General features: G+C 36.1%; 30 protein-coding genes. 8 read left to right on the forward strand and 22 right to left on the reverse strand.

Translation table 11 applies throughout. From position 1 onward, the window contains the following. Positions 1–12 precede the first annotated feature (12 nt). On the forward strand, positions 13–1,284 hold the full coding sequence (locus tag SPB_RS08965; protein ID WP_003104670.1) for a toxic anion resistance protein: 1,272 nt from the start codon (positions 13–15) through the stop codon (positions 1,282–1,284). 130 nt (positions 1,285–1,414) lie between these two features. Further along, a complete protein-coding gene (gene gshAB, locus SPB_RS08970) occupies positions 1,415–3,676 on the forward strand; it encodes a bifunctional glutamate--cysteine ligase GshA/glutathione synthetase GshB (protein WP_003103117.1) in 2,262 nt (753 codons plus the stop codon). 83 nt (positions 3,677–3,759) lie between these two features. Here gshAB and SPB_RS08975 read toward each other — a convergent pair whose 3' ends face one another. Further along, positions 3,760–5,469 (reverse strand): LPXTG cell wall anchor domain-containing protein, encoded by a 1,710-nt coding sequence (locus SPB_RS08975; protein ID WP_003104010.1) that lies wholly within the window; start codon positions 5,467–5,469, stop codon positions 3,760–3,762. Between the two features lie 380 nt (positions 5,470–5,849). Here SPB_RS08975 and SPB_RS08980 point away from each other — a divergent pair, with 380 nt between their 5' ends. The 4 genes from SPB_RS08980 to SPB_RS08995 are packed head-to-tail and all read left to right on the forward strand — an operon-like array spanning position 5,850 to position 9,878. Further along, on the forward strand, positions 5,850–7,355 hold the full coding sequence (locus SPB_RS08980; RefSeq protein ID WP_037621241.1) for an AcpB/EbpR/MafR family transcriptional regulator: 1,506 nt from the start codon (positions 5,850–5,852) through the stop codon (positions 7,353–7,355). 27 nt (positions 7,356–7,382) lie between these two features. Continuing rightward, positions 7,383–8,255 (forward strand): Hsp33 family molecular chaperone HslO, encoded by an 873-nt coding sequence (hslO, locus tag SPB_RS08985; RefSeq protein WP_003105524.1) that lies wholly within the window; start codon positions 7,383–7,385, stop codon positions 8,253–8,255. After that, positions 8,242–9,219, forward strand: coding sequence for a tRNA dihydrouridine synthase DusB (gene dusB / locus SPB_RS08990; RefSeq protein ID WP_003102414.1), 978 nt, complete (start codon positions 8,242–8,244; stop codon positions 9,217–9,219). Before hslO ends, dusB begins: the two co-directional genes overlap by 14 nt. Positions 9,220–9,236: 17 nt before the next feature. After that, complete coding sequence (locus SPB_RS08995; RefSeq protein WP_003102694.1) at positions 9,237–9,878, forward strand: deoxynucleoside kinase; 642 nt, start codon at positions 9,237–9,239, stop codon at positions 9,876–9,878. 82 nt (positions 9,879–9,960) lie between these two features. Here SPB_RS08995 and SPB_RS09000 read toward each other — a convergent pair whose 3' ends face one another. The 8 genes from SPB_RS09000 to SPB_RS09035 all read right to left on the reverse strand — a co-directional run bounded on the left by SPB_RS09000 (position 9,961) and on the right by SPB_RS09035 (position 15,906). Beyond that, positions 9,961–10,764, reverse strand: coding sequence for an ABC transporter ATP-binding protein (locus SPB_RS09000; RefSeq protein WP_003104647.1), 804 nt, complete (start codon positions 10,762–10,764; stop codon positions 9,961–9,963). A gap of 8 nt (positions 10,765–10,772) precedes the next feature. Next, positions 10,773–11,657, reverse strand: coding sequence for an ABC transporter permease (locus SPB_RS09005; protein ID WP_003104091.1), 885 nt, complete (start codon positions 11,655–11,657; stop codon positions 10,773–10,775). Between the two features lie 34 nt (positions 11,658–11,691). Continuing rightward, the gene (locus tag SPB_RS09010; RefSeq protein WP_003102951.1) at positions 11,692–12,678 is read right to left on the reverse strand and encodes an ABC transporter substrate-binding protein; all 987 of its coding nucleotides are present in this window, start codon (positions 12,676–12,678) and stop codon (positions 11,692–11,694) included. Positions 12,679–12,689: 11 nt separating this feature from the next. Next, on the reverse strand, positions 12,690–13,661 hold the full coding sequence (locus tag SPB_RS09015; protein ID WP_003106116.1) for an ABC transporter substrate-binding protein: 972 nt from the start codon (positions 13,659–13,661) through the stop codon (positions 12,690–12,692). Positions 13,662–14,129: 468 nt separating this feature from the next. Beyond that, a complete protein-coding gene (locus tag SPB_RS09020; RefSeq protein WP_003105619.1) occupies positions 14,130–14,528 on the reverse strand; it encodes a single-stranded DNA-binding protein in 399 nt (132 codons plus the stop codon). A gap of 137 nt (positions 14,529–14,665) precedes the next feature. Continuing rightward, positions 14,666–15,292: a YtpR family tRNA-binding protein gene (ytpR, locus tag SPB_RS09025; RefSeq protein ID WP_003104282.1), complete on the reverse strand. Its 627-nt coding sequence runs from the start codon at positions 15,290–15,292 to the stop codon at positions 14,666–14,668. 15 nt (positions 15,293–15,307) lie between these two features. Next, a complete protein-coding gene (locus SPB_RS09030) occupies positions 15,308–15,625 on the reverse strand; it encodes a thioredoxin family protein (protein ID WP_003103432.1) in 318 nt (105 codons plus the stop codon). Next, a complete protein-coding gene (locus SPB_RS09035) occupies positions 15,625–15,906 on the reverse strand; it encodes a DUF4651 domain-containing protein (protein WP_003102775.1) in 282 nt (93 codons plus the stop codon). The genes SPB_RS09030 and SPB_RS09035 overlap by 1 nt, the downstream gene beginning before the upstream one ends. Before the next feature lie 362 nt (positions 15,907–16,268). Here SPB_RS09035 and pepA point away from each other — a divergent pair, with 362 nt between their 5' ends. Then, positions 16,269–17,336, forward strand: a complete 1,068-nt coding sequence (pepA, locus tag SPB_RS09040; RefSeq protein WP_003105090.1) for a glutamyl aminopeptidase — start codon at positions 16,269–16,271, stop codon at positions 17,334–17,336. Positions 17,337–17,347: 11 nt separating this feature from the next. Beyond that, entirely contained in the window at positions 17,348–18,118 is a 771-nt protein-coding gene (proC, locus tag SPB_RS09045) for a pyrroline-5-carboxylate reductase (protein ID WP_003104671.1), read from the forward strand. Between the two features lie 16 nt (positions 18,119–18,134). Here proC and SPB_RS09050 read toward each other — a convergent pair whose 3' ends face one another. The 13 genes from SPB_RS09050 to SPB_RS09110 form a co-directional block, all read right to left on the reverse strand. Then, positions 18,135–18,788: a CPBP family intramembrane glutamic endopeptidase gene (locus SPB_RS09050; protein ID WP_003104674.1), complete on the reverse strand. Its 654-nt coding sequence runs from the start codon at positions 18,786–18,788 to the stop codon at positions 18,135–18,137. A gap of 8 nt (positions 18,789–18,796) precedes the next feature. Beyond that, positions 18,797–19,249, reverse strand: a complete 453-nt coding sequence (locus SPB_RS09055; RefSeq protein ID WP_003104510.1) for a hypothetical protein — start codon at positions 19,247–19,249, stop codon at positions 18,797–18,799. Beyond that, the gene (locus tag SPB_RS09060) at positions 19,242–19,454 is read right to left on the reverse strand and encodes a helix-turn-helix transcriptional regulator (RefSeq protein ID WP_003105344.1); all 213 of its coding nucleotides are present in this window, start codon (positions 19,452–19,454) and stop codon (positions 19,242–19,244) included. The genes SPB_RS09055 and SPB_RS09060 overlap by 8 nt, the downstream gene beginning before the upstream one ends. 110 nt (positions 19,455–19,564) lie before the next feature. Next, positions 19,565–20,758: an acetate kinase gene (locus SPB_RS09065; RefSeq protein ID WP_003102855.1), complete on the reverse strand. Its 1,194-nt coding sequence runs from the start codon at positions 20,756–20,758 to the stop codon at positions 19,565–19,567. A gap of 55 nt (positions 20,759–20,813) precedes the next feature. Further along, positions 20,814–21,770, reverse strand: coding sequence for a class I SAM-dependent methyltransferase (locus tag SPB_RS09070; protein WP_003103712.1), 957 nt, complete (start codon positions 21,768–21,770; stop codon positions 20,814–20,816). Positions 21,771–21,921: 151 nt separating this feature from the next. Continuing rightward, positions 21,922–22,374, reverse strand: a complete 453-nt coding sequence (gene comGG, locus SPB_RS09075; RefSeq protein ID WP_003105699.1) for a competence type IV pilus minor pilin ComGG — start codon at positions 22,372–22,374, stop codon at positions 21,922–21,924. Further along, positions 22,352–22,789, reverse strand: a complete 438-nt coding sequence (gene comGF / locus SPB_RS09080) for a competence type IV pilus minor pilin ComGF (protein ID WP_003102915.1) — start codon at positions 22,787–22,789, stop codon at positions 22,352–22,354. Before comGF ends, comGG begins: the two co-directional genes overlap by 23 nt. After that, entirely contained in the window at positions 22,767–23,066 is a 300-nt protein-coding gene (gene comGE, locus SPB_RS09085) for a competence type IV pilus minor pilin ComGE (protein WP_003104125.1), read from the reverse strand. Before comGE ends, comGF begins: the two co-directional genes overlap by 23 nt. Next, positions 23,038–23,481, reverse strand: coding sequence for a competence type IV pilus minor pilin ComGD (gene comGD / locus SPB_RS11605; protein ID WP_307877782.1), 444 nt, complete (start codon positions 23,479–23,481; stop codon positions 23,038–23,040). Before comGD ends, comGE begins: the two co-directional genes overlap by 29 nt. Beyond that, complete coding sequence (gene comGC, locus SPB_RS09095) at positions 23,435–23,761, reverse strand: competence type IV pilus major pilin ComGC (protein WP_003104947.1); 327 nt, start codon at positions 23,759–23,761, stop codon at positions 23,435–23,437. The genes comGD and comGC overlap by 47 nt, the downstream gene beginning before the upstream one ends. Continuing rightward, on the reverse strand, positions 23,758–24,813 hold the full coding sequence (gene comGB / locus SPB_RS09100; protein ID WP_076751810.1) for a competence type IV pilus assembly protein ComGB: 1,056 nt from the start codon (positions 24,811–24,813) through the stop codon (positions 23,758–23,760). The genes comGC and comGB overlap by 4 nt, the downstream gene beginning before the upstream one ends. After that, a complete protein-coding gene (comGA, locus tag SPB_RS09105) occupies positions 24,725–25,666 on the reverse strand; it encodes a competence type IV pilus ATPase ComGA (protein WP_003102925.1) in 942 nt (313 codons plus the stop codon). The genes comGB and comGA overlap by 89 nt, the downstream gene beginning before the upstream one ends. 53 nt (positions 25,667–25,719) lie before the next feature. Further along, positions 25,720–26,094: a DUF1033 family protein gene (locus tag SPB_RS09110; protein WP_003103833.1), complete on the reverse strand. Its 375-nt coding sequence runs from the start codon at positions 26,092–26,094 to the stop codon at positions 25,720–25,722. Between the last annotated feature and the right edge of the window lie 65 nt (positions 26,095–26,159).

Consider the following 26,159-nt stretch of genomic DNA (forward strand, 5'->3'; position numbering starts at 1 on the left):
AGGAGATAAACCATGCCAGATTTTAATTTTGACATTGACCAAATAGCTAATAATGCTATTACTAAAAATGATAAAACAACTGAAATCATTAGCCATGAAGCAAGTGATGTTAGTAAGCCAATTTCCTTCTTAGAGAAATTAAGTCCTGAACAACGAACAGCTATTCAAAGCAAAGTACCTGCTGTTGTTGATAGTTTTATGGCAGACCAAAATGCCTTACTTGACTTTGGTCAATCTGCTGTCGAAGGAGTAAATAACACTGTTAATCATATCCTTGCTGAACAAAAGAAAATTGAAATTCCACAAGTTGATGATTTGTTAAAAAATACTAACCGTGAACTCAACGGTTTTATTGCTAAATATAAAGACATCGGTCCTGTTGAATTAGAAAAGAAACCAAACTTGCTTCAAAAATTCTTTAAACAAAGCAAAGATACCCTCCAAGAATTCTATTTTGATGCACAGAATATTGAGCAAAAAATGGACGGGATGGCTGCTGCTGTTGTCAAGCAAGAAGACACCTTGGCTAGAAATATTGTTTCAGCTGAACTCTTAATTGAAGACAATACTAAATCAATTGAAAATTTAGTTGGTGTTATCTCCTTTGTTGAAGCCAGCCAAAATGAAGCTACTAAACGTGCAAGTAGTATTCAGACTGAACTTGCTAAACTAGATGCCCAAACTCCTGAATACCAACAAGCTAGTGATCTCTTAGCGCGCACAACTGAAGTCATTAATACGCTTGAACAACAACATACTGAGTACCTCAGTCGTCTCTATGTTGCCTGGGCAACAACACCACAAATGCGTAACTTAGTAAAAGTTTCTTCTGACATGCGTCAAAAACTTGGCATGCTGCGTCGCAACACTATCCCTACGATGAAGTTGTCAATTGCGCAACTAGGCATTTTGCAACAATCACTCAAATCTGGGATTACTGCGGATGCCATTGTTAATGCTAATAATGCAGCTCTTCAAATGTTAGCTGAAACAAGTAAAGAAGTTATTCCTGCTTTGGAACGTTCGGCACAAAACCCAACCATGTCTATCAAGTCTGTCACTTCCCTTGCTGAAAGTTTAGTTGCTCAAAATAACGGCATTATTGCTGCTATTGATAGTGGCCGTCAAAAACGGGCCCAATTGGAACATACTATTATTAAATCCGCTGAAACTATTAATGACTCGGTCAAACTGCGTGATGAGAAGATTGTCCAAGCATTACTCAATGAAGGGCGAACTACGCAAGATGAAGTTGATCAACCGTCAGCATCTACGACTAATTAAGAATAAACTATCCTTTTAAAAAGTGGCTTGCGAAAGTAAGTCATTTTTTTGTGATAAACGTATCAATTTTTTGAAATTCAGTCTTGAAACATGTAAACTGGAACAAAAGACTACGAAGGAGACCAAGTATTTGGTATTAGATCAGCTATTACAAAATGTCCCAGCGACAACTAATATATTAGAAGCCACTTTTGGTTTGGAACGTGAAGGCTTACGTATCAAGGAATCAGGACAGGTTGCTCAAACCAACCATCCGAAATCATTAGGATCACGAACATCTCACCCCTATATCCAAACCGATTTTAGTGAAGCGCAATTAGAATTAATTACACCAATTTCACAGACAACAAAACAAGCACTTAGACGATTAAATGCTATTACTGATGTTGCTCATGCTTCAATGCCCACCGATGAAATGATTTGGCCACTATCAATGCCACCTTACATTACTGAAGATGACATTCAAATCGCCAAACTAGAAAATCAAGATGAAGTTGACTACCGCGAAAAGTTGGCCCAAAATTATGGCAAAAGACTCCAATCTATTTCGGGGATTCACTATAACTTTGAATTAGGTAAAGACTTAACGAAGCACCTTTTCGAATTAAGTGCAAGTGACAATCTAACTGACTTTAAAAATCAGCTTTACATGAAAATTGCCAGACAGTTCTTACGTTATCAATGGTTTGCAACTTACTTATTTGGTGCTAGTCCGATTGCTGAAAAAGACTTCTACCAAGATGCCCCTCAGCAAACTGTTCGTGCACTGCGGGCCAGCCATCAATTTGGCTATAGCAACGATGATTCTGTTCAAATTTCATTTTCTTCACTTGAAAATTACGTTAAGGATATGGAAACAGCCATTAATTCTGGCGCTCTGTCACTTGAAAAGGAATTCTACTCGTCCGTACGCTTACGCGGCAGCAAGCACTCGCGTGATTATCTGGAAAAGGGCATTACCTATATTGAGTTTCGTAATTTCGACATCAACCCCTTTGACCGTCTAGGAATCTCTCAAGAGACTCTAGATAGCTTCCATCTCTTTATCCTCAGCCTCCTTTGGATGGACGATGTGCTTGATTTTGATGGAGAAATTGCTAGCGCCCGTCAACTTAATGAGGACATTGCCCTTGCATCTCCTCTTGACCCATTGCCAAACCCGGCTGACGCAATAGCTATTCTCCAAGAGATGACAGACATGATTGAACATTTCCAATTAGGGGACTATGCTAAGCAGTTAGTTGAGCACCTGTCTGAGGCTGTAAATCAGCCAGTACGCACAATAGGTGGACAGCTCGCATCACATATTCAAGAGGGTTCTTTAGAAGCATTTGGATTAGACCAAGCTAGACACTTCACAGAAGAGTTAAACCAAGCTCCTTATGCTTTAAAAGGTTATGAAACCATGGAATTGTCAACTCAGATGCTAATGTTTGATGCCATTCAAAAAGGAATCAATTTAGAAATTCTGGATGAAAATGACCAATTTCTGAAGCTTTGGCACAATGATCATTTTGAGTATGTCAAAAATGGTAATATGACCTCCAAAGATAATTATATTGTTCCATTAGCCATGGCTAATAAGACAGTAACCAAGAAAATTTTGGATCAGGCTGGTTATCCAACACCAAAGGGAAGAGAATTTGCCACTAAGGATGAGGCTCTTCGTTATTATCAATTAATTGCTGACAAATCGATTGTGGTCAAACCAAAATCAACTAATTTTGGACTTGGCATTTCCATCTTCCAAAAACCGGCTAGCCTTTCAGATTATGAAAAAGCATTGGACATTGCTTTTTCTGAAGATACCGATGTCTTAGTTGAAGAGTTCATTTCTGGAACAGAATACCGCTTCTTCATCTTAGATGGCAAATGCGAGGCTGTACTGCTTCGCATAGCGGCTAATGTAGTTGGCGATGGTAAGCATACTATAAAAGAATTAATTGAAATCAAGAACCAAAATCCTCTTCGAGGATTAGACCATCGTTCTCCTTTAGAAAAAATTCAACTGGGCAAAATTGAAAAACTAATGCTTGCTCAAGAAGGACTAGATGAAAACAGTGTTCTAGAGAAAGATCGCAAGGTCGAATTAAGACGGAATTCCAACATTTCAACTGGTGGAGATTCTATTGATTTAACAGAGGAAATGGACCCGTCATATAAAGAGTTAGCAGCACAAATGGCTAAAGCTATTGGGGCGTGGGTCTGTGGCGTTGATCTGATTATTCCAGATATCAGTAAACAAGCTAGTCTAGTAGAACCAAACTGTTCTTGTATTGAATTAAATTTCAATCCTTCAATGTACATGCACACATACTGTCATGGTGGACCTGGACAAGCTATTACTCCTAAAATCTTAGCAAAACTATTTCCAGAAGTGCCCATTTTATAGAAGACAAAAAAGAGTTGAACCATCTAGGTTCAACTCTTTTGATTAAGCAAGACTAAATGTATAAGGGGGAATGGACGACTTGCTTAAGCTTCTTTACGTTTACGATTGAGAGCCAAACCACCAGCTCCAATAATAATAGCCATTGCAGAGGCTGTAAAGAAAGGATTTGCCATCACATCACCAGTTGAAGGCAAATGGTTTTTAGCATCTGTAGACGCTTTGTGACTGTCAGTCATCGGTGAAGCAGCCATCGCTTTGCCTAAACCTTGGTTCTGTGGGTGAGCAATGTTCATCTTAGCTAATTGGTCAGCCAATTCTTTTTGAAGGCGTGCAATTTCAGCTTGGAAGTCGGCAATTTCTCTGTCACTATGATTTTTATTAGTATCAAAGTCTTTTTGTAGATCTTCCATTTCTTTAAGTAATTTATCATTTGCTAAGTCTTTATCAGCTAGTAAGGCTTTTAAACGATCCATTTCTGCTTCAAGTTCCGCTTTGTCAGCTTCCAAGTCTATCGCTTTTTTCTCTAAATCAGCTTTTTCTTTTTCTAAATCTTTTACCTTAGTTCCAAGCTCAGCAACTTCTTGTTCTAAATTAGCACGTTGCTCTTTCACCTGGTTTAATTCTGATTGAGTCGCTTCTAAGTCAGATTCCAGTTCTTTAATCTTATCTGCTTGAGCTTTAACTTGTGCGTCTGATTTTTCTTTTTGCCCTTTAAGGTCTTTAAAGGCAACCCCACCATCAGCAACTTCTTGTTCTAATTGAGTAATCTTTTGATTAGCAGCTTCATTAGCTTCTTTTAAACTTGCCAATTGACTTTCTAGGTCTGAAACTTTAGTCAAAGCAGTTTCTAATTGTCCGTCAATAGCATCTTTTTCTGCAAGAGCTGCTTGATAGTCCTGGGCTTTTTTGTCAAATTCTTCTTTAGCTTGTTGTAGGGCATTTGATAATACAGTGACGTTATTATTCAGTTTTTGTGCTTCAGCAGCTTTCAAATCAAATTCTTCTTTAGCTTGATTTAAAGCATTACTTAAAACAATAACACGATTGTTAGCAACTTCACCCTCTTTAGCTTTTTGATCAAACTCTTGCTTAGCTTGTTCTAAGGCATGGGTCATGACCTTAGCTTCGTTTTTGTATTTATCAGCTTCTTTTTGAATTGACTCTCGTTGAATAAATAGATTTGCAGCATCTTTAACTACATGTCGGTATCTGTTCTTTTCCTTAGCAAGTCGTTCATTTAACTTTACTTCTTTATCTTCTAATTCTTTAATTTTTAAATCTCGTTTAACAATTTCTCTGTTTTTATCAGCAATGATATTATTAGTGGTTTTTAACTGCTTTTCTTGATCATAAAATTTTTCAAGAACATTTGCTTTTTCTTTTTCAATTTCCTTAGAGTACTTTCTTGAATTTTCAAAAAGACTTTTATACATATCTTTTTGTTTTCTGAAATCTTTTATCCTTTCGATTGCTACTTCATTCGCTACCCCTTTAAAAATTGGTGCATTTTCTGGAGAAACAATGTTCAAATTACTTTTACCATTCAGCTTTAAATAGTATTCAAGTAGATTATCAGATGCATCATTTACAATTTTTTTTACAATATCTCTTCGAATTCTTTTATCTGGTCCAGTTCTTCGAAAGGTATTATATGCTGATAGGCTATCCAATTTAGATTTTGCTTCTACATCACTTGAAAGTACTCCAAGACTTTGCATGGCGGTACCTGCTAATACTGTAGCAGTGACCGCTTTTCTAAGTGCGTGTTTGCGGGCTTTAATTTTTTTAGCCATTTGTTTCTTTCTCCTTTTTACTTCTTAAGTATCGCTTTATGCTGTAGACAAAATGCATTATCTATCTACCTGTTCACTAAAGCTCTTAATAAATTATATATGAGTTTTTAATTAGAATAAAGTTCATATTTTTTATTTAATTTATAATTTTTGGTTGTGTCAGTTTTCTATAATAAATAGGAAAAAAGATTTAAAACCGCTTATTACTTACATTAATTGGCATGTGTTACTCAAAACTATTCTAATAAAACAATTAATTTTTTATTATAAAATCATTGACAACTATCTCATTTTGAGATATCTTGAACAAGCAAGCTTTTATGGTACCGTTTCAAAGCCTTATCCATAAGGGATTGTAATACATTTAATAAGGAGTAGTTATGCCATTTCATAAGGATATCTTTACCAATCAGCAAGTGCGTGAATTGAAATTGATCACCCTCTTGCAAGAACATAAGTCATTATTAGATTATAGAAAGGTTTGTCACTATTTAGATTGCTCCTTTCTGACCCTGCAGACTGAAATTTCCACCTTGAAAACATTTCCTGAGATAGAAGATATGTCTTACCAGCCCTCCCACCTAGCCATTACCTATAAAGAACAATACGGAACCCAAAAGTTTTACCAGACAATCCTTAAAGATTCTCCCTCTTTAAATCTCTTGAAGCTCATCTTTTTTTCCGAATGCGAAACGATGGAGGAACTAGCAGATAAACTCTTCATTAGTCTGTCTACTCTAAAACGTTTATTAAAAAAGACCAACAGTTATCTGACAACTCGTTATCACTTTAAAGTAGACTTGAAAAAATTAGTCTTTATTGGTGAGGAGAAAGCTATTCGTCTCTTTTTTCTTAAGTATTTTTCAGAAATTAATAGTATTGACGATTGGCCGTTTACTCCCTACATTCCCAAAGATTTAATTGAAGATTTGGTTTCCTTTGTGGCAGAGAAACAAAAGTGGCAAATGGATTTTTCACAGTATCAGCACCTGCTGATTTATGCTACTGTTAACTTGATTCGTTACTTGGATGGTTATCAAAAGGGGAACCTCTCTTGCCTCAACCATAATTTGTCAAAGCAACTAGCTCAATCTCCAAAAAATCACTTTCTGTGCCAGCGATTCCACGAAAACTTCAAAAAACCTTTAGACGATCAGACCTTTACAGACCTTTTTTCCTCTTTCTTGTCAGAGGAATTGCTGTGCAACCCAAAGCAAGTTTCCTTGTCTGAAAATAAGTTTTTACATTTCAAAACTTGGCGTCACCTCTTGCTTTGCTTAGAAGGCGAAATTCATCTTCCTATCACCAACAAAGATGAGATTATCATGCGCTGTCATAATGCACTGGAACTCGGAAATGAGGACTTTTATCTTAATTTCTTGGTTTACGACTATCGTAAAGAATTCTTAGATTACTTTAGTCAAGATTATCCTCATTTTATGCAAGAAGTCCAAAAGCATGCTAATTTGATGATCCGCGAATATCCTAGTGAGATTATTGATTATACTGTTGACCATTTAACTTATCTTTTACTGATGACTTGGGAAAATCTGTTCCTCCATTTAAGTCAGCATATTGAGAAACAGAAGTTGATGGTCGTTGAACGCGGGAAAGGGAGCCTTGGTCATTTTCTTCAAGTCTATTTGGGACAATTTTTTGAAATTTCGATTTTCACAGATTATAACTTAGCCCACTTAAATACCGATGACTGTGATCTAATCATCACCGACACACTTTTAAGTGAAATGGAAGGCGTGACCGTTCTTTACTTTAATAAATTGGTTCCTGCAGAAGTCTTGTGTCGTTTAAATGACTATTTACGAAAACAATTAAAATTGCAATTTCAATCTAAATATGAAAGAAGTCAGTTATCTCATAAGTCATAAAATTGTCTTTATGCTATAATATTAGCTATGGATAAACTAATTAAATCAATAGCCAAATCAGGCTCGTTTAGAGCCTTTGTTCTTGACAGCACTGAGACAGTCAGAACTGCTCAAAAAAAACATGAAACTCTTTCTTCATCTACTGTTGCTTTAGGACGCACTTTAATTGCCAATCAAATCTTAGCAGCTAATCAAAAAGGGGATAGTAAAATTACGGTCAAAGTCATTGGTGACTCTTCATTTGGCCACATTATCTCTGTTGCTGATACCAAAGGCCATGTTAAGGGCTACATCCAAAACAGAGGCGTTGACATTAAAAAGACTGCTACTGGAGAAGTTCTAGTCGGACCTTTTATGGGTAATGGCCATTTTGTATCAATCATTGATTACGGAACAGGTAACCCATATACGTCGACGACCCCTTTAATTTCTGGTGAAATCGGTGAAGACTTCGCCTACTATTTAACTGAATCTGAACAAACACCATCTGCTGTCGGCTTAAACGTTCTTTTAGACGAGAATGATCAGGTCAAAGTTGCTGGTGGCTTCATGCTCCAAGTTTTACCTGGTACATCGGACGAAGAAATTGCCCGTTATGAAAAGCGTCTTCAAGAAATGCCCGCCATTTCTACTCTCTTAGAATCAGATGACCATATTGAAGCTCTCTTATCAGCTATCTATGGAGAAGATGAATACAAATGTTTATCAGAAGAGCCTCTCAGCTTTACCTGTGATTGTTCTAAGAAACGGTTTGAGTCTGCACTAATCTCTTTACCGACCAGTGATTTAAAAGCCATGATCGATGAAGATCATGGTGCCGAAATCGTCTGCCAATTTTGTCAGACTGTCTACACATTTGATGAAACAAATTTGGAAGGAATCATCAATGACAAAGCTTAATTCTTCCTTTATGATTGGGAATGTTGAGATACCTCATCGTACAGTGCTAGCACCGATGGCTGGTGTGACTAACTCAGCATTTCGGACAATCGCCAAAGAATTTGGAGCTGGTTTAGTTGTCATGGAAATGATTTCGGAAAAGGGACTACTTTATAATAACGAAAAGACCCTGCACATGCTTCATATTGACGAGACTGAGCATCCAATGTCGATTCAACTCTTTGGAGGTGATATTGAAGGCTTAAAACGAGCCGCTGATTTTATTCAGACCAATACAAAAGCAGACATCGTTGATATAAATATGGGTTGCCCGGTCAACAAAGTGGTTAAAAATGAGGCTGGCGCCAAATGGCTCCGCGACCCAGAGAAAATCTACCAGATTATAAAAGAAGTCACAGCTGTCCTTGATATACCATTAACCGTCAAAATGCGGACCGGCTGGAACGACAGCTCTCTTGCTGTTGAGAATGCATTAGCTGCTGAATCAGCAGGTGTCGCTGCGCTAGCCATGCATGGCCGGACCCGGAAACAAATGTATACGGGCACCTGTGATCATGAGACACTAGCACGCGTTTCAAAAGCCATCACTACAATTCCATTTATTGGCAACGGTGATGTTCGCAATGTCCAAGATGCCAAATTTATGATTGAAGAAATTGGTGTCGATGCCGTGATGATTGGGCGCGCAGCTATGAGCAACCCTTACCTTTTCACACAAATTAACCATTTCTTTGAAACGGGTCAAGAATTGCCAGATCTTCCATTTACCAAAAAATTAGATATTGCTGAAGATCATTTAACGCGGCTGGTTTCACTGAAAGGTGAAATGATTGCTGTTCGTGAATTTCGTGGTTTAGCACCGCACTACCTTCGCGGTACGGCAGGTGCTGCAAAGGTTCGTGGGGTAGTATCACGCGCCGAAACATTAAGTGAAGTTCAGGACATTTTTGCAACTGTCCGCTAAGATAAAGAAGGAGAATCATGTTGATAGTATTAGCTGGAACAATTGGTGCAGGAAAAAGTTCTCTTGCAGCCGCACTTGGTGAACACCTCGGAACTGAAGTCTTTTATGAGGCTGTGGATAATAATCCAGTTCTTGATTTATATTACGAAGACCCTAAGAAGTATGCTTTTTTACTTCAAATTTTCTTTTTAAACAAACGGTTTAAATCAATCAAGGAAGCTTACAAAGCAGATAACAATATACTAGATCGTTCTATATTTGAAGACGAGTTGTTTTTAACCCTCAACTATAAAAATGGCAATGTAACAGAAGCTGAATTAGAAATCTATAAAGAATTATTGGCAAATATGCTTGAAGAACTTGAAGGCATGCCAAAAAAACGTCCCGATCTCTTAATTTATATTGATGTTTCCTTTGAACGGATGCTAGAACGCATTGAAAAACGTGGCCGTAGCTTTGAGCAAGTGGATGATAATCCAAGTCTTGAACACTACTACCAACAAGTTCACGGTGAATATCCAGAATGGTATGAAAACTACGATGTATCACCAAAAATGAAAATCAATGGCGACGTTCTTGATTTTGTCCAAAACGAAGATGACCTCAAACGCGTCTTAGCAATGGTCGATGAAAAACTTAAAAAATTAGATTTACTATAATAAAAAACCCAGTATAGAAAATAGCTCTATACTGGGTTTTTTATCTTATCATTTTTCCTGTTTTAAACGATATGGTAGGTATTTAGCCTAAAACTAGGGCATCATCATTAAGTTCTTGACCACTTCTTTCTTGGAAAAGATTTAGCAGCTGTGGGACGGTGAGCTTTTGCTTTTCTTCCCCTGAAATATCTACAACAATTTTACCTTGATGGAGCATCACTAGTCTATTGCCATAGGCAATGGCATTCTCCATATTGTGTGTAATCATTAAGGCTGTTAATTGATGTGTCTGGACAATTTTATCAGTCAAGCGCATCACCATATCACTGGTTTTTGGGTCAAGGGCCGCTGTATGCTCATCCAACAACAAGAGTTTGGGCTTTTCTAATGAAGCCATTAATAGAGTTAAGGCTTGTCTTTGTCCACCAGATAGGAATTGTGTGTCCACTTTCATCCTATTCTCTAAAGACAAATCTAGTTCTTTTAAAGCTTCCTTGAAAATCTGCCGTTCGTTTTCTTTAACTCCCCAAGATAAACCACGTTTTTTACCACGGCGGTAAGCAATAGCCATGTTTTCTTCAATACTTAGGCGTGATGCTGTCCCCATCTTAGGGTCTTGGAAAACACGGCTGATGAATTTTGCGCGACGAGAAGCTGGTTGATTTTTGATCGATTGAGTTTCTAATAAAATATCTCCTTGATCAAGACTGAGAGTTCCTGCTAAGCTATTCATTAATGTTGACTTACCGGCTCCATTGCCCCCAATAATAGAAATGAAGTCACCTTGCTCAACTTCCAAAGATAGACCTCGCAAGACATGGTTTTCATTAACAGTGCCTGCTTCAAATACTTTGTGAATCGAATCGATTGTTAATAATGCTGTCATATGAACTCCTAACCTAATTTGGGTTGACGAATACGTAATTTCTTTTGAACTTCTGGAACATAAAGAACGCTGGCTAAAAGAATAGCTGAGAAGAGTTTAACTAAGTCTGCATCCATACCAGGAATAGATAAAATGGCTAGAATAATCAGACGGTAGATAATTGAACCGATAACAATTGAGGTTAGGCGCCAGCCTATGCTCAAATTCCGAATCACTACTTCTGCAATAATAATTGATGCCAGACCGATAACAATGGTTCCTACCCCAGAATTCAAATCTGCGTAGCCATTATTCTGACAAAGAAGTGCCCCACAAAGAGCAATTAAGCCATTGGAAATCATGTATCCTAAAATCTTCATATTGTCCGTTTTAATGCCGTTGGACTCACTCATCGGAATGTTATCTCCGGTCGAACGAAGTGCTAATCCTAGTTGTGTTTTCATGAGTAAGGTTAGGACAGCAATAACCATTAAAACAAAGATGCCACCAAGAATCATGACTGAGGCCGTTTTGGTAAAGCCCAGATCATAGACTTGGCTAACTAAGGTTTTTTGTCCTAATAAGGCGACATTAGCACGACCTAGCACCTTCAGATTAATTGAGTAAAGGCCTGTCAAAGTGATGATCCCCGTCAAAAGAGCTGGAATTTTTAGCTTGGTATGAATTAATCCAGATACAAGTCCGGCTATGAACCCGGCAGCTAAAGCTAAGAGAGTGGAAAGTAAAGGATTGAGACCAGATACAATTCCTGTCGCACAAACCGCTGCACCTAAGGGATATGACCCTTCTGCTGTTAAGTCCGCGATGTCCAATATTCTAAATGTGATGTATACGCCAATTGCCATCACGGACCATAAGAGCCCTTGTGACAAGCTTGATAATATTAATGCCATGTTTCCCCCTTAAGTAGTTACCACTACTTGTTTATTATTTAACTGATAAGTGATTAAGATCTAAGCCTAATTTCTTGGCTTGCTCCTTATTGATATGCAACTCAAGTGTCTTTGGATACTCAACCGGAATCTCAGCTGCCTTTTTACCTTCGATGATTTTAATAGCTTGTTTTGCTACTTGTTTACCTAACTGACGATAGTTTGTACCATAAGTCAGCAAGCCACCCGCATCGACCATATCTGTTGACCCACCAATGATTGGAACCTTGTGCTCTACTGACAATTGACCAATCATTGACATGGTTGAAGCAACCGTGTTATCTGTCGGAACGAAAACAGCATCCACTTGTGACATCAGACTATTAGTCGCATCTTGCACATCATTGGTCGAAGAAATAGCTTTTTTAACCACTTGATAGCCAGCTTTCTTCAAATCTTTCTCAGCTTCTTTAACTTGTACTTCTGAGTTGCGCTCACTATTTGTATAGAGAATTCCGACTTTTTTTGCCTTGGGAAGTGCTTGCCCCAGTAAATCAACTTGCTTATCGATTGGTGCTTGGTCACTTGCTCCGGTCAACAGCCCCCCAGGTTTTTTGATAGAAGAAACTAATTTAGCAGAAACAGGATCTGTTACAGCTGTAAAAACAATCGGTTTATCAGTAGAGGCTGTTGCCATTGCTTGCGCTGCCGGTGTTGCAATAGCTAAGACCAAATCATTTTTTTTGACCAACTGTTCTGAGATAGTCTGTAAATTAGATTGATCCCCTTGCGCATTCTGGTAATCAAAGGTTACATCCTCACCTTCAGTGTAGCCCTGCGCTTTTAACTCGTCTTTAAACCCTTTACGAGCTTGATCTAAAGAGACATGTTCCATATACTGCAGAATTCCAATTTTAATTTCTTTTTTTGAGGTTCTCACATTTTCCGTTGCACTTGTCCGACATGCAACTAAGACAATGCTAGTAAGAGCTAAGAAGAGTAATTTGCTTAATTTTGTGATTCTTTGATAGTTAACTTCCATGTCAGTGTCCTCTATTTGCTTTCTACTAATTGTTTTTCAAGTTCTTTAGGATTTAATCCAAGTGATTTAGCCATGTCTTTATTAATAGCTAGTTCAGGTTTTTCTGGTTTGGCAACGGCGATGGTTGAAGCTTTTTTGCCATTGAGTATTGCTACAGCTTCTTCCCCGGCTTGCCTACCAATCGCTTCATAATCAACGCCTGATGTGAAGAGTACTGCGTCAAGGTAAGCTTTGTCACTGCCAATTGCCGGGGTTTTATTTTCTTTTAAAATTTGACCAATTGTCATCGCTGTTGATGCAACTGTATTATCAGTCGGTAAGTACACAGCATCAACTTGACCAACTAAACTTGTCATCACTTGTTGCACATCATTACTTGTTGTAACTGTCTTTTCAACAGCTATAATTCCTTTTTTCTTCAGAGCTTTTTTTGCTTCTTTAGCTTGCATCTGTGAATTTACTTCACTGGAATTATAAAAGATGCCCACTTTTTTAGAAGTCGGAACAGCTTTTAGCAACAAGGCGACTTGTTGTGGAACATTTCCAGCATCAATTGAACCGGTCATGTTTTTACCAGGTTTTTCCATTGAATCAACTAAACCTGCTCCAACGGGATCAGTAACGGCAGTAAAAACGGCGGGTGTATCTGGATCACTAGTCAAGAGTGCCTGTGCTGCCGGTGTTGCAATGGCAAAATTCAAATCATTCTTACCAGTTAATTGGTCAACCATGGTTTGGAGATTAGCTTGTTCACCTTGAGCATTTTTACTGGTAATTTGTAAGTTCTTGCCTTCTTTATAACCACCATCTCTAAGTGCCTCGATAAAGCCTTTTCGTGAAGCATCTAAAGCAGGATGCTTGGCATATTGAATAATCCCTACTTTAACTTGTCCTTTGTTTTCTGTCGCTTCTCTACGACAAGCTGATAAGATAACCAATAAGCTTAATACACCGACTGTAAAAAATAATTGTTTAAATTTCATTCGACTCCTCTTTCATTTGTGTACAAAAATAAGACCATTTAGATATATCTAAATGGTCTTACACAAATACAAGAGTGCTAAAAATACACTGCTCTATGGTGGTGTCCACTTAGATATGATTTATCTATGTGGACATACAACTCAAATAGCCCTAGCCTCATAGATACAAACTTACGTTTCACGTGTTTGTATCCATGTTTACCATGACTACAAACACTATCTAAAGAAGCTAAAGTAATAACGCTTATTGATGTTATGAGTTGTGCAAATGTTTACCATAGGGCACCTCCTGTTTTCCTTCGTTTAATTTTTTTAAATTATAATCCATTTTTTTAGGCCTGTCAACACCTAAAAATACAAATCATCTCTTTTAGTTGAAATATTCTGACAAATGATTCACTGCTAAAGCCTATTATGACAGGGCTAAGCAGACATATAAGACAAAATCAAAAGTTTAATAAAAAAATTTTAGAAGGGTAGGTCATCTTCCTCATCAAGAACTAAGTCAGAGAGATCATTCGTCATGTTATTTTCACGCATTGCTCGCTGCGCACGACTTTCTAATAATTGAAAAGTATGACACAAAACCTCGGTCACATAACAGTTCTTCCCATCTTTTTCATAGCGACGTGTTCGCAACTCGCCTTCCAAAGAAATTAGGCTGCCTTTACTACCATAGGAAACTAGTGATTCAGCAAGTTTCCCCCATAAGACTAAATTGACAAAGTCCACTTGCCTTTCACCTTGAGCATTTTTATAACGACGATTAACAGCAACTGAAACACGACAAACCGACTTATCTTTCGGTGTCTTGATTAATTGTGGGTCGGCAACTAAGCGTCCTATCATGATTACTCTATTGTACATTTTTGTACCTCCTTAACTAATTATTCGTAAACGAAATGTTTAGTTAAGGTATTTGTCTATATTTAAACAAAAAAAGGGGAACAACTAAATCAGTCATTTCTACGAAATGACTGATTTTTGTCCCGCTTTCAAATTTATTAAACTTGCCAATGTTTTTCTGGATTGAATGATTCGCCAACAACTGCACTATCATCAAGTTCGATGATGCCACGTTTTTGCGGGGCATTTGGAAGTGCCAATTCACGTGGAGAGCACATCATCCCATAGCTGTCTTGTCCTCGTAGTTTGCCAGGGAAAATAAGGCTGCCGCTTGGCATCATTGCGCCTGGTAAGGCGACAATCGTCTTCAAACCAAGAGCTGCATTTGGTGCTCCTGCTACGATTTGGACTGTTTTATCTTCTCCGATGGCCACTTGGCAAATATTGAGGTGATCACTGTCAGGATGAGCTACCATTTCTGTAATTTGTCCAATAACAAACACAGGAGACACTGTCTCAGTTAATCTTTCTTCAAATCCTTCTTTTGCTAATTCTTGATTTAAACGATCAAGTTCTTCTCGACTTGGGAAAACTTGGCCGTTTCCTTCAACCTTAATCAAGCTAGAGACATCAAAGATATTCCAAGCAAGCGTCTTGCCAGTTTCATCAGCAGTAATTCGGGCAACTTGTCCCTTACGTTCAACAGAACGTTTGATATCTTTAGTGTCTTCTAAGATGACCATCAAGACATCACCGACTTGTTCTTTATTATAAGCAAATATCATTTTTCTTCCTATTCCTTACTTGTTACTTGAAATGAACTGATTAATTTCAGCTTTAGTTTTTCTTAATTTATTAACCAGTCTCGCCTTCTCTTGTCCATTTTCAATGATTAAAAAGCTTGGAATGCCAAAAATATTCCACTTTTGTGCAAGATCCATAAAATCATCGCGATCTAAACGGACAAAGGTTAACTCTTGATTTTCTGATTCAATTTCTGGCATGACTGGATATATAAATTGGCAATCTGGGCACCAATCGGCAGTAAAGAAAAGCAATAGTTTTTCTTTCTTTTCAAGCAATTCAGCGATTTCTTCATAGTTTTTTGGAATAATCATTATTTTTCCTCCTGAAAGACAATATCGCCCCGACTATAGGTAAATTGGTAAGCTCTGCTATCAGCCATGACGACTCCTCCATTAATAACCCTAAAACTTGAGGAATAGTCATTGATATAAAGAACATCAATTTCTCCTAAATCAGAAAAATACTGACGAATCTCATTTGTGATTTTTAGTCTTCTGTTTTCTTGGTATTTTTCCTTGAGTACTAGGGCTGTCACTGCAACTGCTGATAGCCCTACTAACCCAGAAATACCTTTTTGTTTTCTATTAGTCATATCCTATATTTTATCATAAAATGGAGTATTTGGGATAGGTCTGAGTCTAGAATGATAAATGAAAAATTTCTTTATATTAGTTTTTGGTTAAAATATTGACATTTAATTGTAATTTAGGTAAGTTAGTCATAAAAAGGAGGCCCAATGTCCCAATTATGTAGTCAACTTATTGCTTGTACAAACGAAACACAAATTTCCATATTTTGTGCCACCATCTTTCTTCTTTTTTCATTAGTAATTCTCCTCTATTTTCTTTTCACCTTACACTACTAATCTATATTTATAGGGCTTTTCTGCTATAAAAATGGTAAAATATATAATGATAATAGGGAAATCCCTTAATAGATAAAGGAAGTGTAATAATGACAGAATTATTTTCTAAAATTAAAGAATTAACCGAACTTGATGGCATTGCTGGCTATGAGCATAATGTCCGTGATTTTTTGCGTCAAAAAATGACCCCCTTGGTTGATCGTGTCGAAACAGACGGTCTTGGAGGAATTTTCGGTATTAAAGAAAGCAAAGCAAGTGATGCCCCACGTATTTTAGTCGCTGCTCACATGGATGAAGTCGGCTTTATGGTTAGTCAAATCAATGCTAACGGGACTTTCAATGTTGTTGGGATCGGTGGATGGAATCCATTAGTTGTGAGTTCCCAACGCTTCACCCTCTATACTCGCCGAGGACAAGCCATTCCAGTTATTTCTGGTTCTGTTCCCCCTCACTTTTTACGCGGAGGAAATGGCTCTGCAGGTCTCCCAGCTATCAGTGATATCACATTCGACGGTGGCTTTGCTAACAAGGAAGAGGCTGAAAGCTTCGGAATTACACCAGGTGATATCATCGTGCCACAGTCTGAAACCATTTTAACAGCAAATAAAAAGAATATCATTTCAAAAGCGTGGGATAACCGATATGGTGTCTTAATGGTCTCTGAGTTACTGGAAAGTCTTAAGGGAGAAGAATTAGGAAATACCCTAATTGCGGGTGCTAATGTTCAAGAAGAAGTTGGTCTACGTGGAGCTCATGTTTCCACTACTAAATTTGATCCTGAACTTTTCTTTGCCGTTGACTGCTCACCTGCAGGTGATATCTCAGGTAATCAAGGAGCTATTGGAGAAGGCACATTAGTACGTTTCTATGACCCTGGCCATATCATGCTCAAAAATATGCGTGATTTCCTTTTAACAACAGCTGAAGAAGCTGGTGTCAAATACCAATACTACTGTGCAAAAGGTGGTACTGATGCTGGTGCTGCACACCTTAAAAATGGCGGCGTTCCATCAACTACAATTGGTGTTTGTGCCCGTTACATCCACTCACATCAAACGCTTTATGCTATGGATGATTTCCTTGAAGCACAAGCTTATTTACAAGCCATTATTAAAAAACTTGACCGCTCAACTGTTGATTTAATTAAGAAATACTAGAAGGTAGACCTATGAAAATTGGATTTATCGGAGTCGGAAAAATGGCTAGCGCTATTATCCAAGGTTTGAAAAAGACCGAGCATGAGATCCTCATCTCTGGTTCTTCCTTGGATCGCTCAAAAGAATTAGCGAGACAGCTCAATCTAAACTATGCCGACTCACATCAAGATTTAATTGATCAAGTGGATTTAATTGTCTTAGGCATAAAACCCCAGATGTTTGAATCAGTGCTCAGCCCCTTACATTTCAAGCAAACTGTTTTATCAATGGCTGCTGGTTTAAGTTTAGAGCGGATCAGTCAACTTGTTGGTTCTGATCTACCTGTGATTCGAATTATGCCCAACATGAATGCTCAGATTTTGCAATCTACAACTGCTTTAACAGCCAACGATTGGGTGTCAGATAATCTGTTAGAAACTGCTAAAGAGATTACTGATAGTTTTGGTTCGACTTTTATTATCGATGAGAAGGACTTTGATACTTTTACTGCATTAGCCGGCTCTAGCCCTGCTTACATCTACCTCTTCATCGAAGCCATGGCAAAGGCCGGGGTTAAACATGGATTGCCAAAGGACAAAGCTTTAGCAATCGTAGCTGAAACTGTTCAGGCCAGTGCCCAACAGTTATTAGTTGGCAATGATAGCCCTAACGACTTAATTGATAAGATTTGTAGCCCCGGCGGAACTACAATTGCTGGTCTAATGGAACTTGAAGAAAAAGGTCTGACTTCAACTGTCAGCTCTGCAATTGACAAAACAATCGAAAAAGCAAAAACCTTGTAAAATTTACAAGGTTTTTTTATGTTATATGAGGGAGCAAGAGCATGAGAACAACAGCTAAGCCATTGTTGATAAAATGGATAATCATGCAATAGCTTAAATTTCTAGTTTTATGATAAACGAAGCCTAAAACCAGTCCCATACCAGCATAAATAATCCAACTGCCGATGTCTGATGGCATGTGTAGACCACCAAACAGCAAACTGCTGACAACTAAGCCAAGATAGGATTCACTACCAAAGAGTTTCCCAAAGATAATGCCACGAAAGACTGTCTCTTCAACGACCGGTGCAACTATTGCTGCTAGAATGAAGAGCAAGATCGGATGCAGACCAGCCTGTACTAAAGCCGCCTGGTTAGCTGTGTTAGCATTAGCTCCGTGTTCTAAAAATAGAACCATACCACCTATGAATTTGGTGATCGTTAATGCTGCAAAACCCAGCCCTATCCAAAGGATGGCAGAATCACCATCTGAAATGAGTTTATTTTCTAGCAGTTCCGATTTTTTCGCAAAATAATAAGTTAGCCCAGTGATAATTAATAATATACTTGAAATGGCTAAAACTTGCCATAGTGGTTGGCCTTTTTTTACCAATAGAATTGGTAATTGCTCGACAACAACAATCCCCAGAGCAATAAAAAACCACTTAATTTTTGATAGAGCTGTATCCATGAAACCTCCTATATGACTTTATCTAAAATTATTTTAGTTCCTATGAAACTGATCAATAAGACATACAAATCAATGATCAGAAAACCAATGATTGACCATTCAATTGACCAGAAAGCAAATAGGATTAATCCTATACTAACGATTATTGCTTGCAAACTCAAGGCAAAAGCACTGGCTACTAAAAAAATTTGCTGATTTCTTTCATCATAGGCACTTAAGTAAGCTTCTTTTAATTTCTTTTCATTACCTAATAAATAGTAATTTCTACCAATTAAAACGAACAAGGCTAATGCTACACCAATTAAAACCCCTTTACCAAACGAAGTAAGATGCAGTTTTCCATTTATAATTAATGTAAGTGATGCAATAAAAAATAAAAGAATAGACCAAAATTGAATTGATTTTTTATAATCTTCAAGTGTTTTCTTACCTGTTAACACATTAACTAATCCTTTAATCATTTTCTAATCCCTCTTCTTCATAGATAAAAATATCTTCAATACCCACATGAAAATACTTTGATAATTTAAAGGCTAATTCTAAAGATGCATTGTAGCGACCTTTTTCTAGTGAGATAATCGTCTGCCTTGTAACTCCAACTTGTTCAGCTAAATCTGATTGACTTATTTTACCTTCTTTGCGGAGTTCTTGAAGATTATTTTTCATATTTCCCCTTTTATGTCAACTTAACTTTACATTTATAGTATAGTTGACTTTACATTTTTTGTCAAGAGAAAAATAAAAAACACATTAAGAATAATGTGTTTTCTTGTTTCTTATTTTTGGCGTAGACGTTCAACGTCACGGGCAATACATAACTCTTCATCAGTTGAAATAACAAGTACTTTAACTTTTGAATCCGGAGTAGAGATTTCACCACGGTAACCAAATACATTTTTCTCAGTATCTAGTTCCATACCAAACCACGACATACCAGCAATAACGTCTTGACGCATTAATGGTGCATTTTCACCCATACCTGCTGTAAAGACAAGCACATCAGCTCCATTTAAAACTGCAAAATATTGACCAATATATTTTTTAATACGATCGATAAACATATTGTAAGCCAACACAGCCTCTGGATTATGTTCTTGTAGTCCAGCTTCAATATCACGCATGTCACTTGAAATACCAGATACGCCACCTAAACCAGACTTTTTATTAAGCATATTTACGGCATCAGCTGCATCTTTTAATTCTGGATCACGTTCAATGATATAAGGAATAATTGCAGGGTCAATATCACCTGAACGAGTTCCCATCATTGGACCTGCTAGTGGAGTGAATCCCATTGATGTATCAACAGACTCTCCATGGTAATTAGCAGTTATTGAAACACCGTTACCAATATGAGCAGTAATGATCTTTAATTCTTCAACAGGACGGTTTAACATTTTTGCTGCTTCATTGGCAACATACTTATGACTAGTTCCGTGTGCACCGTATTTACGAACTTTATGTTCAGTATAATATTTTTGTGGGATTGGATATAAGTAAGTATGTTTTTGCATTGTCATATGATAAGCATTATCAAAGACACATACACTTGTGATATCCGGTAAGATTTCGCGGAAAGCACGAATACCTGCTGCTGCACCTGGGTTATGTAATGGTGCCAAAGCTGCTAATTCTTCAACTCGTTCGACAACTTTTTCATCAACTAATACTGAATCCGTGAAATATTCACCACCAGCCACAATACGGTGACCAACGCCTGTAATTTCATCATAAGATGCAATAATCCCTAAATGAATTAAATCATTCAATAAAATTTTAACTGCTGTTGAATGATCTGGAATATCAGTAATATCTTCTTCTTTTTGACCATTAAACTTAACAGTTGAAATTGAATTTTCTAATCCAATACGTTCAATAATTCCTTGTGCAAGAACTGTTTCTTCAGGCATTTGATATAGTTGCCATTTAAGACTTGAACTACCAGCATTAATTGCAATTGTTTTTGACATGTTTTACCTCGCTTGTAATCGTTTTCTGTAATGCTCTACTATTATATCAAAAATTCTATGAAATGACATTAGCAAGTTTCCAATTTTTAAACTTGTTCATGAAATCTTGAATAAGCTCTGTGGATTGAATGTTAGTAATTGGAAAGACAAATGTTTCAACCGCTTGATTTTTCGTTTTTCCTAAGACAAAAATCGACTTGGCATTATTTGGATTGCCAAACATCGTTTCAGGTAAAGTAACAACTGCCATAACCTGGGCATAGTTTTTTAACCATTGCTTCAACAGATCGCTTTGTGGACTAGTTAAAATATTAGTTGGAGCTAAAAATATAGCATAACCACCTTCTTTTAGATACTTCAATGACTGTTCCATTAATAAATGGTGAGCATAAGTATGCTCTTCCTTACTAGCTACTTTATAACGACTTGCTATATCGTCATTTGGGTAATAACCAACTGGTAAGTCACTAATGATAACATCACTTACTTTAAGAATTTGTGGTCTCACAGCATCTTCCTGTAAAAATTTTGCAGAAGAATCCATTATTTCAGAAATACTTGCTGATAAATCGATAAGCAAGTCATCCAGCTCAATACCAAGATAGTCAATAGACTTACTCGTATTGTTTAAGATAGTTTGAGCCAAATTACCAGTTCCACTACCAATTTCTAATAAATCAAATGAATGATTAGATACTAAAGTCTCCATCATATAGAGCAAGATAAAACCAAGACTGTCTGGAGTAAATTGATGATTGGCTTGCAATCTCTCGGTCTGTGAGGCCTTAATAAATACAAATTGAAAGGCACGTCGCCATTCTTCTTTTGTTAAGTGTAATTCTTTTAATGCTTGAATATTTCCTTCAACTTGTTTGTTTGCCCCTTTTGCACCCAATAAGTAGGAATTTTGTTCAATAATTGCATCATAAATATGTGTATGTAAGTCCGTTTCAATAAGCTGACTATTCTCTAAAATAAGCTCAAAGGCTTTTTCTATTTTTTCAAAATTCATAATTCTATCATAACAAAATAAGCCTTAATTGAAAAGGAAGTTTCTTTCAGTTAGTAATCTTGCTTTATAATTTCAATAAATTTCATTATTCTTTTCATATTACCAATTATTCAACAACTGATAATATCTTATCCTCATCATCTTTTTCAAATTATACTGTATGATCTTTGACTTTACCTTGCCTCTCCTCTTGGTTTGTTGATGGTTTTTCTTTTCGAACTTTTCTCTTTTTACTTGGTATATTTGGATTTTGGTTATCTTCAATTAATGAGTTTTTTTCTAGATTTTCTTGTTTTTGATTGCCATAACTAAAGTGATAATCAAAACCTCCTTCCACATTAATTTGCATATGAAGTTGATCATTTTTATTAGAATATTTTACAGTACCTGTATTAAATGAGATTTGTCCATTCTGTTTGTCAGAACGAGAAGACTTTGTCATTTCAGCCATTGCATAAGCCTTAGCAATTGCAAGATGAGCTTGATGTTCAACTTGTAGTCGGTTGCTCTGAATAATGTAAACCTGAACAATTAATATGAAAATTGAAGCCATCAAAAGTGAATATAAGAGAACTCCTGCTTTAACTTGGCTTCTCAAATGCATAGATAAAATCCCTTTCCAGGCCACTTTGCCAGATCAAATGAAGAGTTAGTTGGTGATTTACTGTCGTCATTTGAATATCCTGTAAGTTTAACAACATTGGATTTAAGCCTTTCCCACTAGCCGCCGATTTTCTAAAGTCATTTTTTTCAGTTAATCTAAAAGAAACTACCTTTTCATCTTTTTTAACAAGCATTTTTTTTCCTTTAATTTCAATAAATTGTGAACCTTCCAATTCAGCTCTAAACTGATTTGCAAATAAGAGCCAACTATCTTGATCACTTTGACTTAGATAGTTCATATTGGCAAACGTTGACTTAGTTAAACCTTGATAAACCAGTAGAGATCCAGAGATAACTAAAAGTGCAATTAAGGCTTCAAATAAGGTAAAACCCTTAGTCACTAATTTTTGTAACATGAAACAACTCTTTACTTTTGTCATTGACTCTCATTTCCTTTGCTGTTGAATGAACAATAATTTCTACATTATTAATAGCCAGACTGTCCTTTTGAGTCTGAATAGCTGATATTGCAGCATTTAGAGCCTCTTCTTCCTGTATGTACCGATTATGAAGTTGTTGATATTGCTCAATTGCGCCTAAAATAACTAATACAATATAAACAAGAATACCTAAAGCAAGAAGACTTTCAAAAAGGATATAACCTTTAATTTTTTGTTTTTTTATAAGTACCACTTCCTAAATTTAGAGTATAAGTAACAGTTTCATCCGAACTAATAAAATTTATTTTAGCAAGAGAATGATTTCCACCAAACTGGTTTATCTTTACCTTGTTAACAAATCCAAGTCTGATTGTATCTGGTAAGGTAATTGTTTCATTGTGATATGAAATTGATTTTTCCTTAAATACCATTGTTCCTGCAACCCGTTTTAGTATGGAAATTTTTTGACTATGCCGATAAAAATTTTCAAATTCAATATAGAATAGATTATTTGTAACTTTTTCAAATACTGTACCCACACTTGTTGTCAATATAATAACTGAAAAACAAGTAATTACTAGACATAGTAAAGATTCAAAATAGGTAAACGCTGATACTTCCTTATTTAACATTTGGGATTTTATCACTGTGTTTTTTATAATAATCATTATAAGCGGTTATTTGCTTTTCTGTTAAATTTACATTGCTCTTTAAATCATTTAATGATGGCACTTTGCCAGCATTATTCAATGCATAGAGTTCAGCTTGATTTTCAACTATTTTAACTAGAGCCTCTCCTCCGGTATTCAAGACTTTTTCTTTTTGTTTGTTTAAATTTGGAATAAATAAGAGCATCAGTATAGAAATAATAAGAATAACCATTAGCATCTCTAAAAGAGTGAATGCTTGTACTGATTTGTTTTTAAAATTAATAATAAATTTTTTCATAAATTTCCTCCCATATTTTGATAAATTGGCAATAGCATTGCTGCATAAATCATGACAATAATTAGAGCAACTGCTAAAAATACAATTGGTTGAATCAGCTGAGTAAGTTGTATGAGGAACCTGAAGTAAGACTCCCATGTATTTTGAGAATATATTTCTAACTCCTTCCCTAATTTTGATTTAACTTGTCCATATGAAATAATTAAACTCAATTCATTTTTAAAAAATGGATAATCTAGTACCTTTTGCTCAAACGGAATCCCCTCTACAAAAGCACTATTCATTTCTATACCTATTTCCCGTACCAAAAGTGATTTTTCCTTACTCATAACAGACAAAATCGTACTTAATTCAAGCCCCTGATCTAATAAATTTCCCCATTCTCGAGCATAGAAGGCTGTCATATATAACTGGATGACGTATCCTATTAAAGGCAATCGACTAATTTGGCTAATTAGCTTGAGTGGTGAACTGCGTCGCCATTTATAAATAACTACTATAGAGACAAAGAGGATTATCACAATTAGGATTATTAAAAGGTGAGGAAAATAGGTTAGTAGGAACATAAGTGGACCTTCCTCATTAAGCGAAGGCAATAAATATTGTCTCAAACCAAGTAGTATAGTTGTTAGAAAAAATAGTAATACAAGTGGATACATTACCACTTCGAAAGTTTTCTTTTTAATATGATTCACTTGCAAAAGGTATGTTTCTATATTTTCAAGACTCCCCAAAATATTCCCATGTAATTCTGCTAAACTCAATTGAGTTATAATACTATCTGGGTAACCTAAATCAAGCATGATTTTTGATAAACTACTACCATTGAGCATGTGAAATTCCATAATTTTAACCTGCTCTTCAGATATTAATTTACTTTTCTTCAGAAAAGATACCATTTCAACTAAATTAAATCCGCTTGCTTGGAGATTATGTAACAATTGGATAAGTTGATATTGTTTTTTACTTGATAATCTTTTCTTTTTCCCCTTTTTCTTCAGGGAAATGTCCTTTTGCAACCAACTGATCAATAGCTTGATTCCATTTTTCATGCGAATGACTAATATAGTTTTTGTTAGTAAAATCAATTAAACCTTTCCCTCCCATTAATCTTTGATAAACTATTAATCTTAAGGCGTTTTCTAATTCATTTTGATTAATTCCTAATTCTAAAAGGCGATAATATACCCCTGGAATACTTTTTGCATGTACTGTTGAAAAGACCATAATTCCTGTTAAACTTGCTCTAATCACAGCCTGTGCAGTCTCCCTATCTCGAATTTCACCAATTACTAAAATATCCGGTCGATGACGCAGAGATAACTTTATGAGATTATCATAAGTCATTCCAATACTATCATTAACTTGTAATTGTAAGAATTTGGGATTCTTTATTTCAACTGGATCCTCAATCGTAATCACTTGCCTGTCATGGAAATTTTTCTCAATAAGTCTATACATTAGACTTGTTTTACCTGATCCAACTGGTCCAGCAAAAAGATAGAGTCCACGTCCGATTATAAATTGATTAATTTTTTCATCCATATCCTCCCAATAGGTTTGATTCTCTTGATAAGGATAAAGAATACGAATAACCATACTTTCACGCCCACGATAATCACCAACTGTAGAAAGTCTTAATGAGATTGATATAGAATCATCTATATCATAATTACAAGAACCTAACTGACACCTTCTTTTTTCGCCAACATTCATACCAGCCAAAAACTTAAAATGACTCATTAATTGTTGTAATTGACTTGTTTGAAAATTTTCTAATTTTTGCCTTTCATCATGAATTCGGAAAAACAATTGATACCCATTCTCTTCAGGTAAAATATAGATATCTTGAACTTGCAACTCCATCGCTTCACTTATTATTTGCTTACCCAAACCTTGGATCATTATTTACCTCCTTATCAATTTATTCGAAAAAAAGTTAACTTATTAATAATAAGTTAACTTTTTTTTAGTCTTAATTTACAAATAAATGGTACTGGTGGGATATCATTACGCTGTTCGAAGGAAGCAATATTTTTTTCAAGTGGGATAATGTCATTATTTTTTAAAAGTAAAATAGAATGGTATTGTTGTAAATCATCAGCACAATCTTCACACCATTTCTTTTCACTTTCTTGCCAAAAAGTAGCTAGTAAATTTTTCTGACTATGAATACTTGGGTAAGTTTCCTTTAAGTGATTCCACTGATTTTGAAAATCAGCTAAAGCATCTTCCCATTTTTCATATTCTTTTTGATAGATAATATCATCTCTCCAACCGTCAATGAACCACCAAGGTTCCCAGTCACCATACATTTTTATTACTTCATACATATACATTTTTCCTTCTCTTTAGTATATTATAGCTAAATAGTAGGCTTTTTAAAAAGTTTCTGCTC

Source organism: Streptococcus parauberis NCFD 2020, from assembly GCF_000187935.1.
Classification (GTDB): domain Bacteria; phylum Bacillota; class Bacilli; order Lactobacillales; family Streptococcaceae; genus Streptococcus; species Streptococcus parauberis.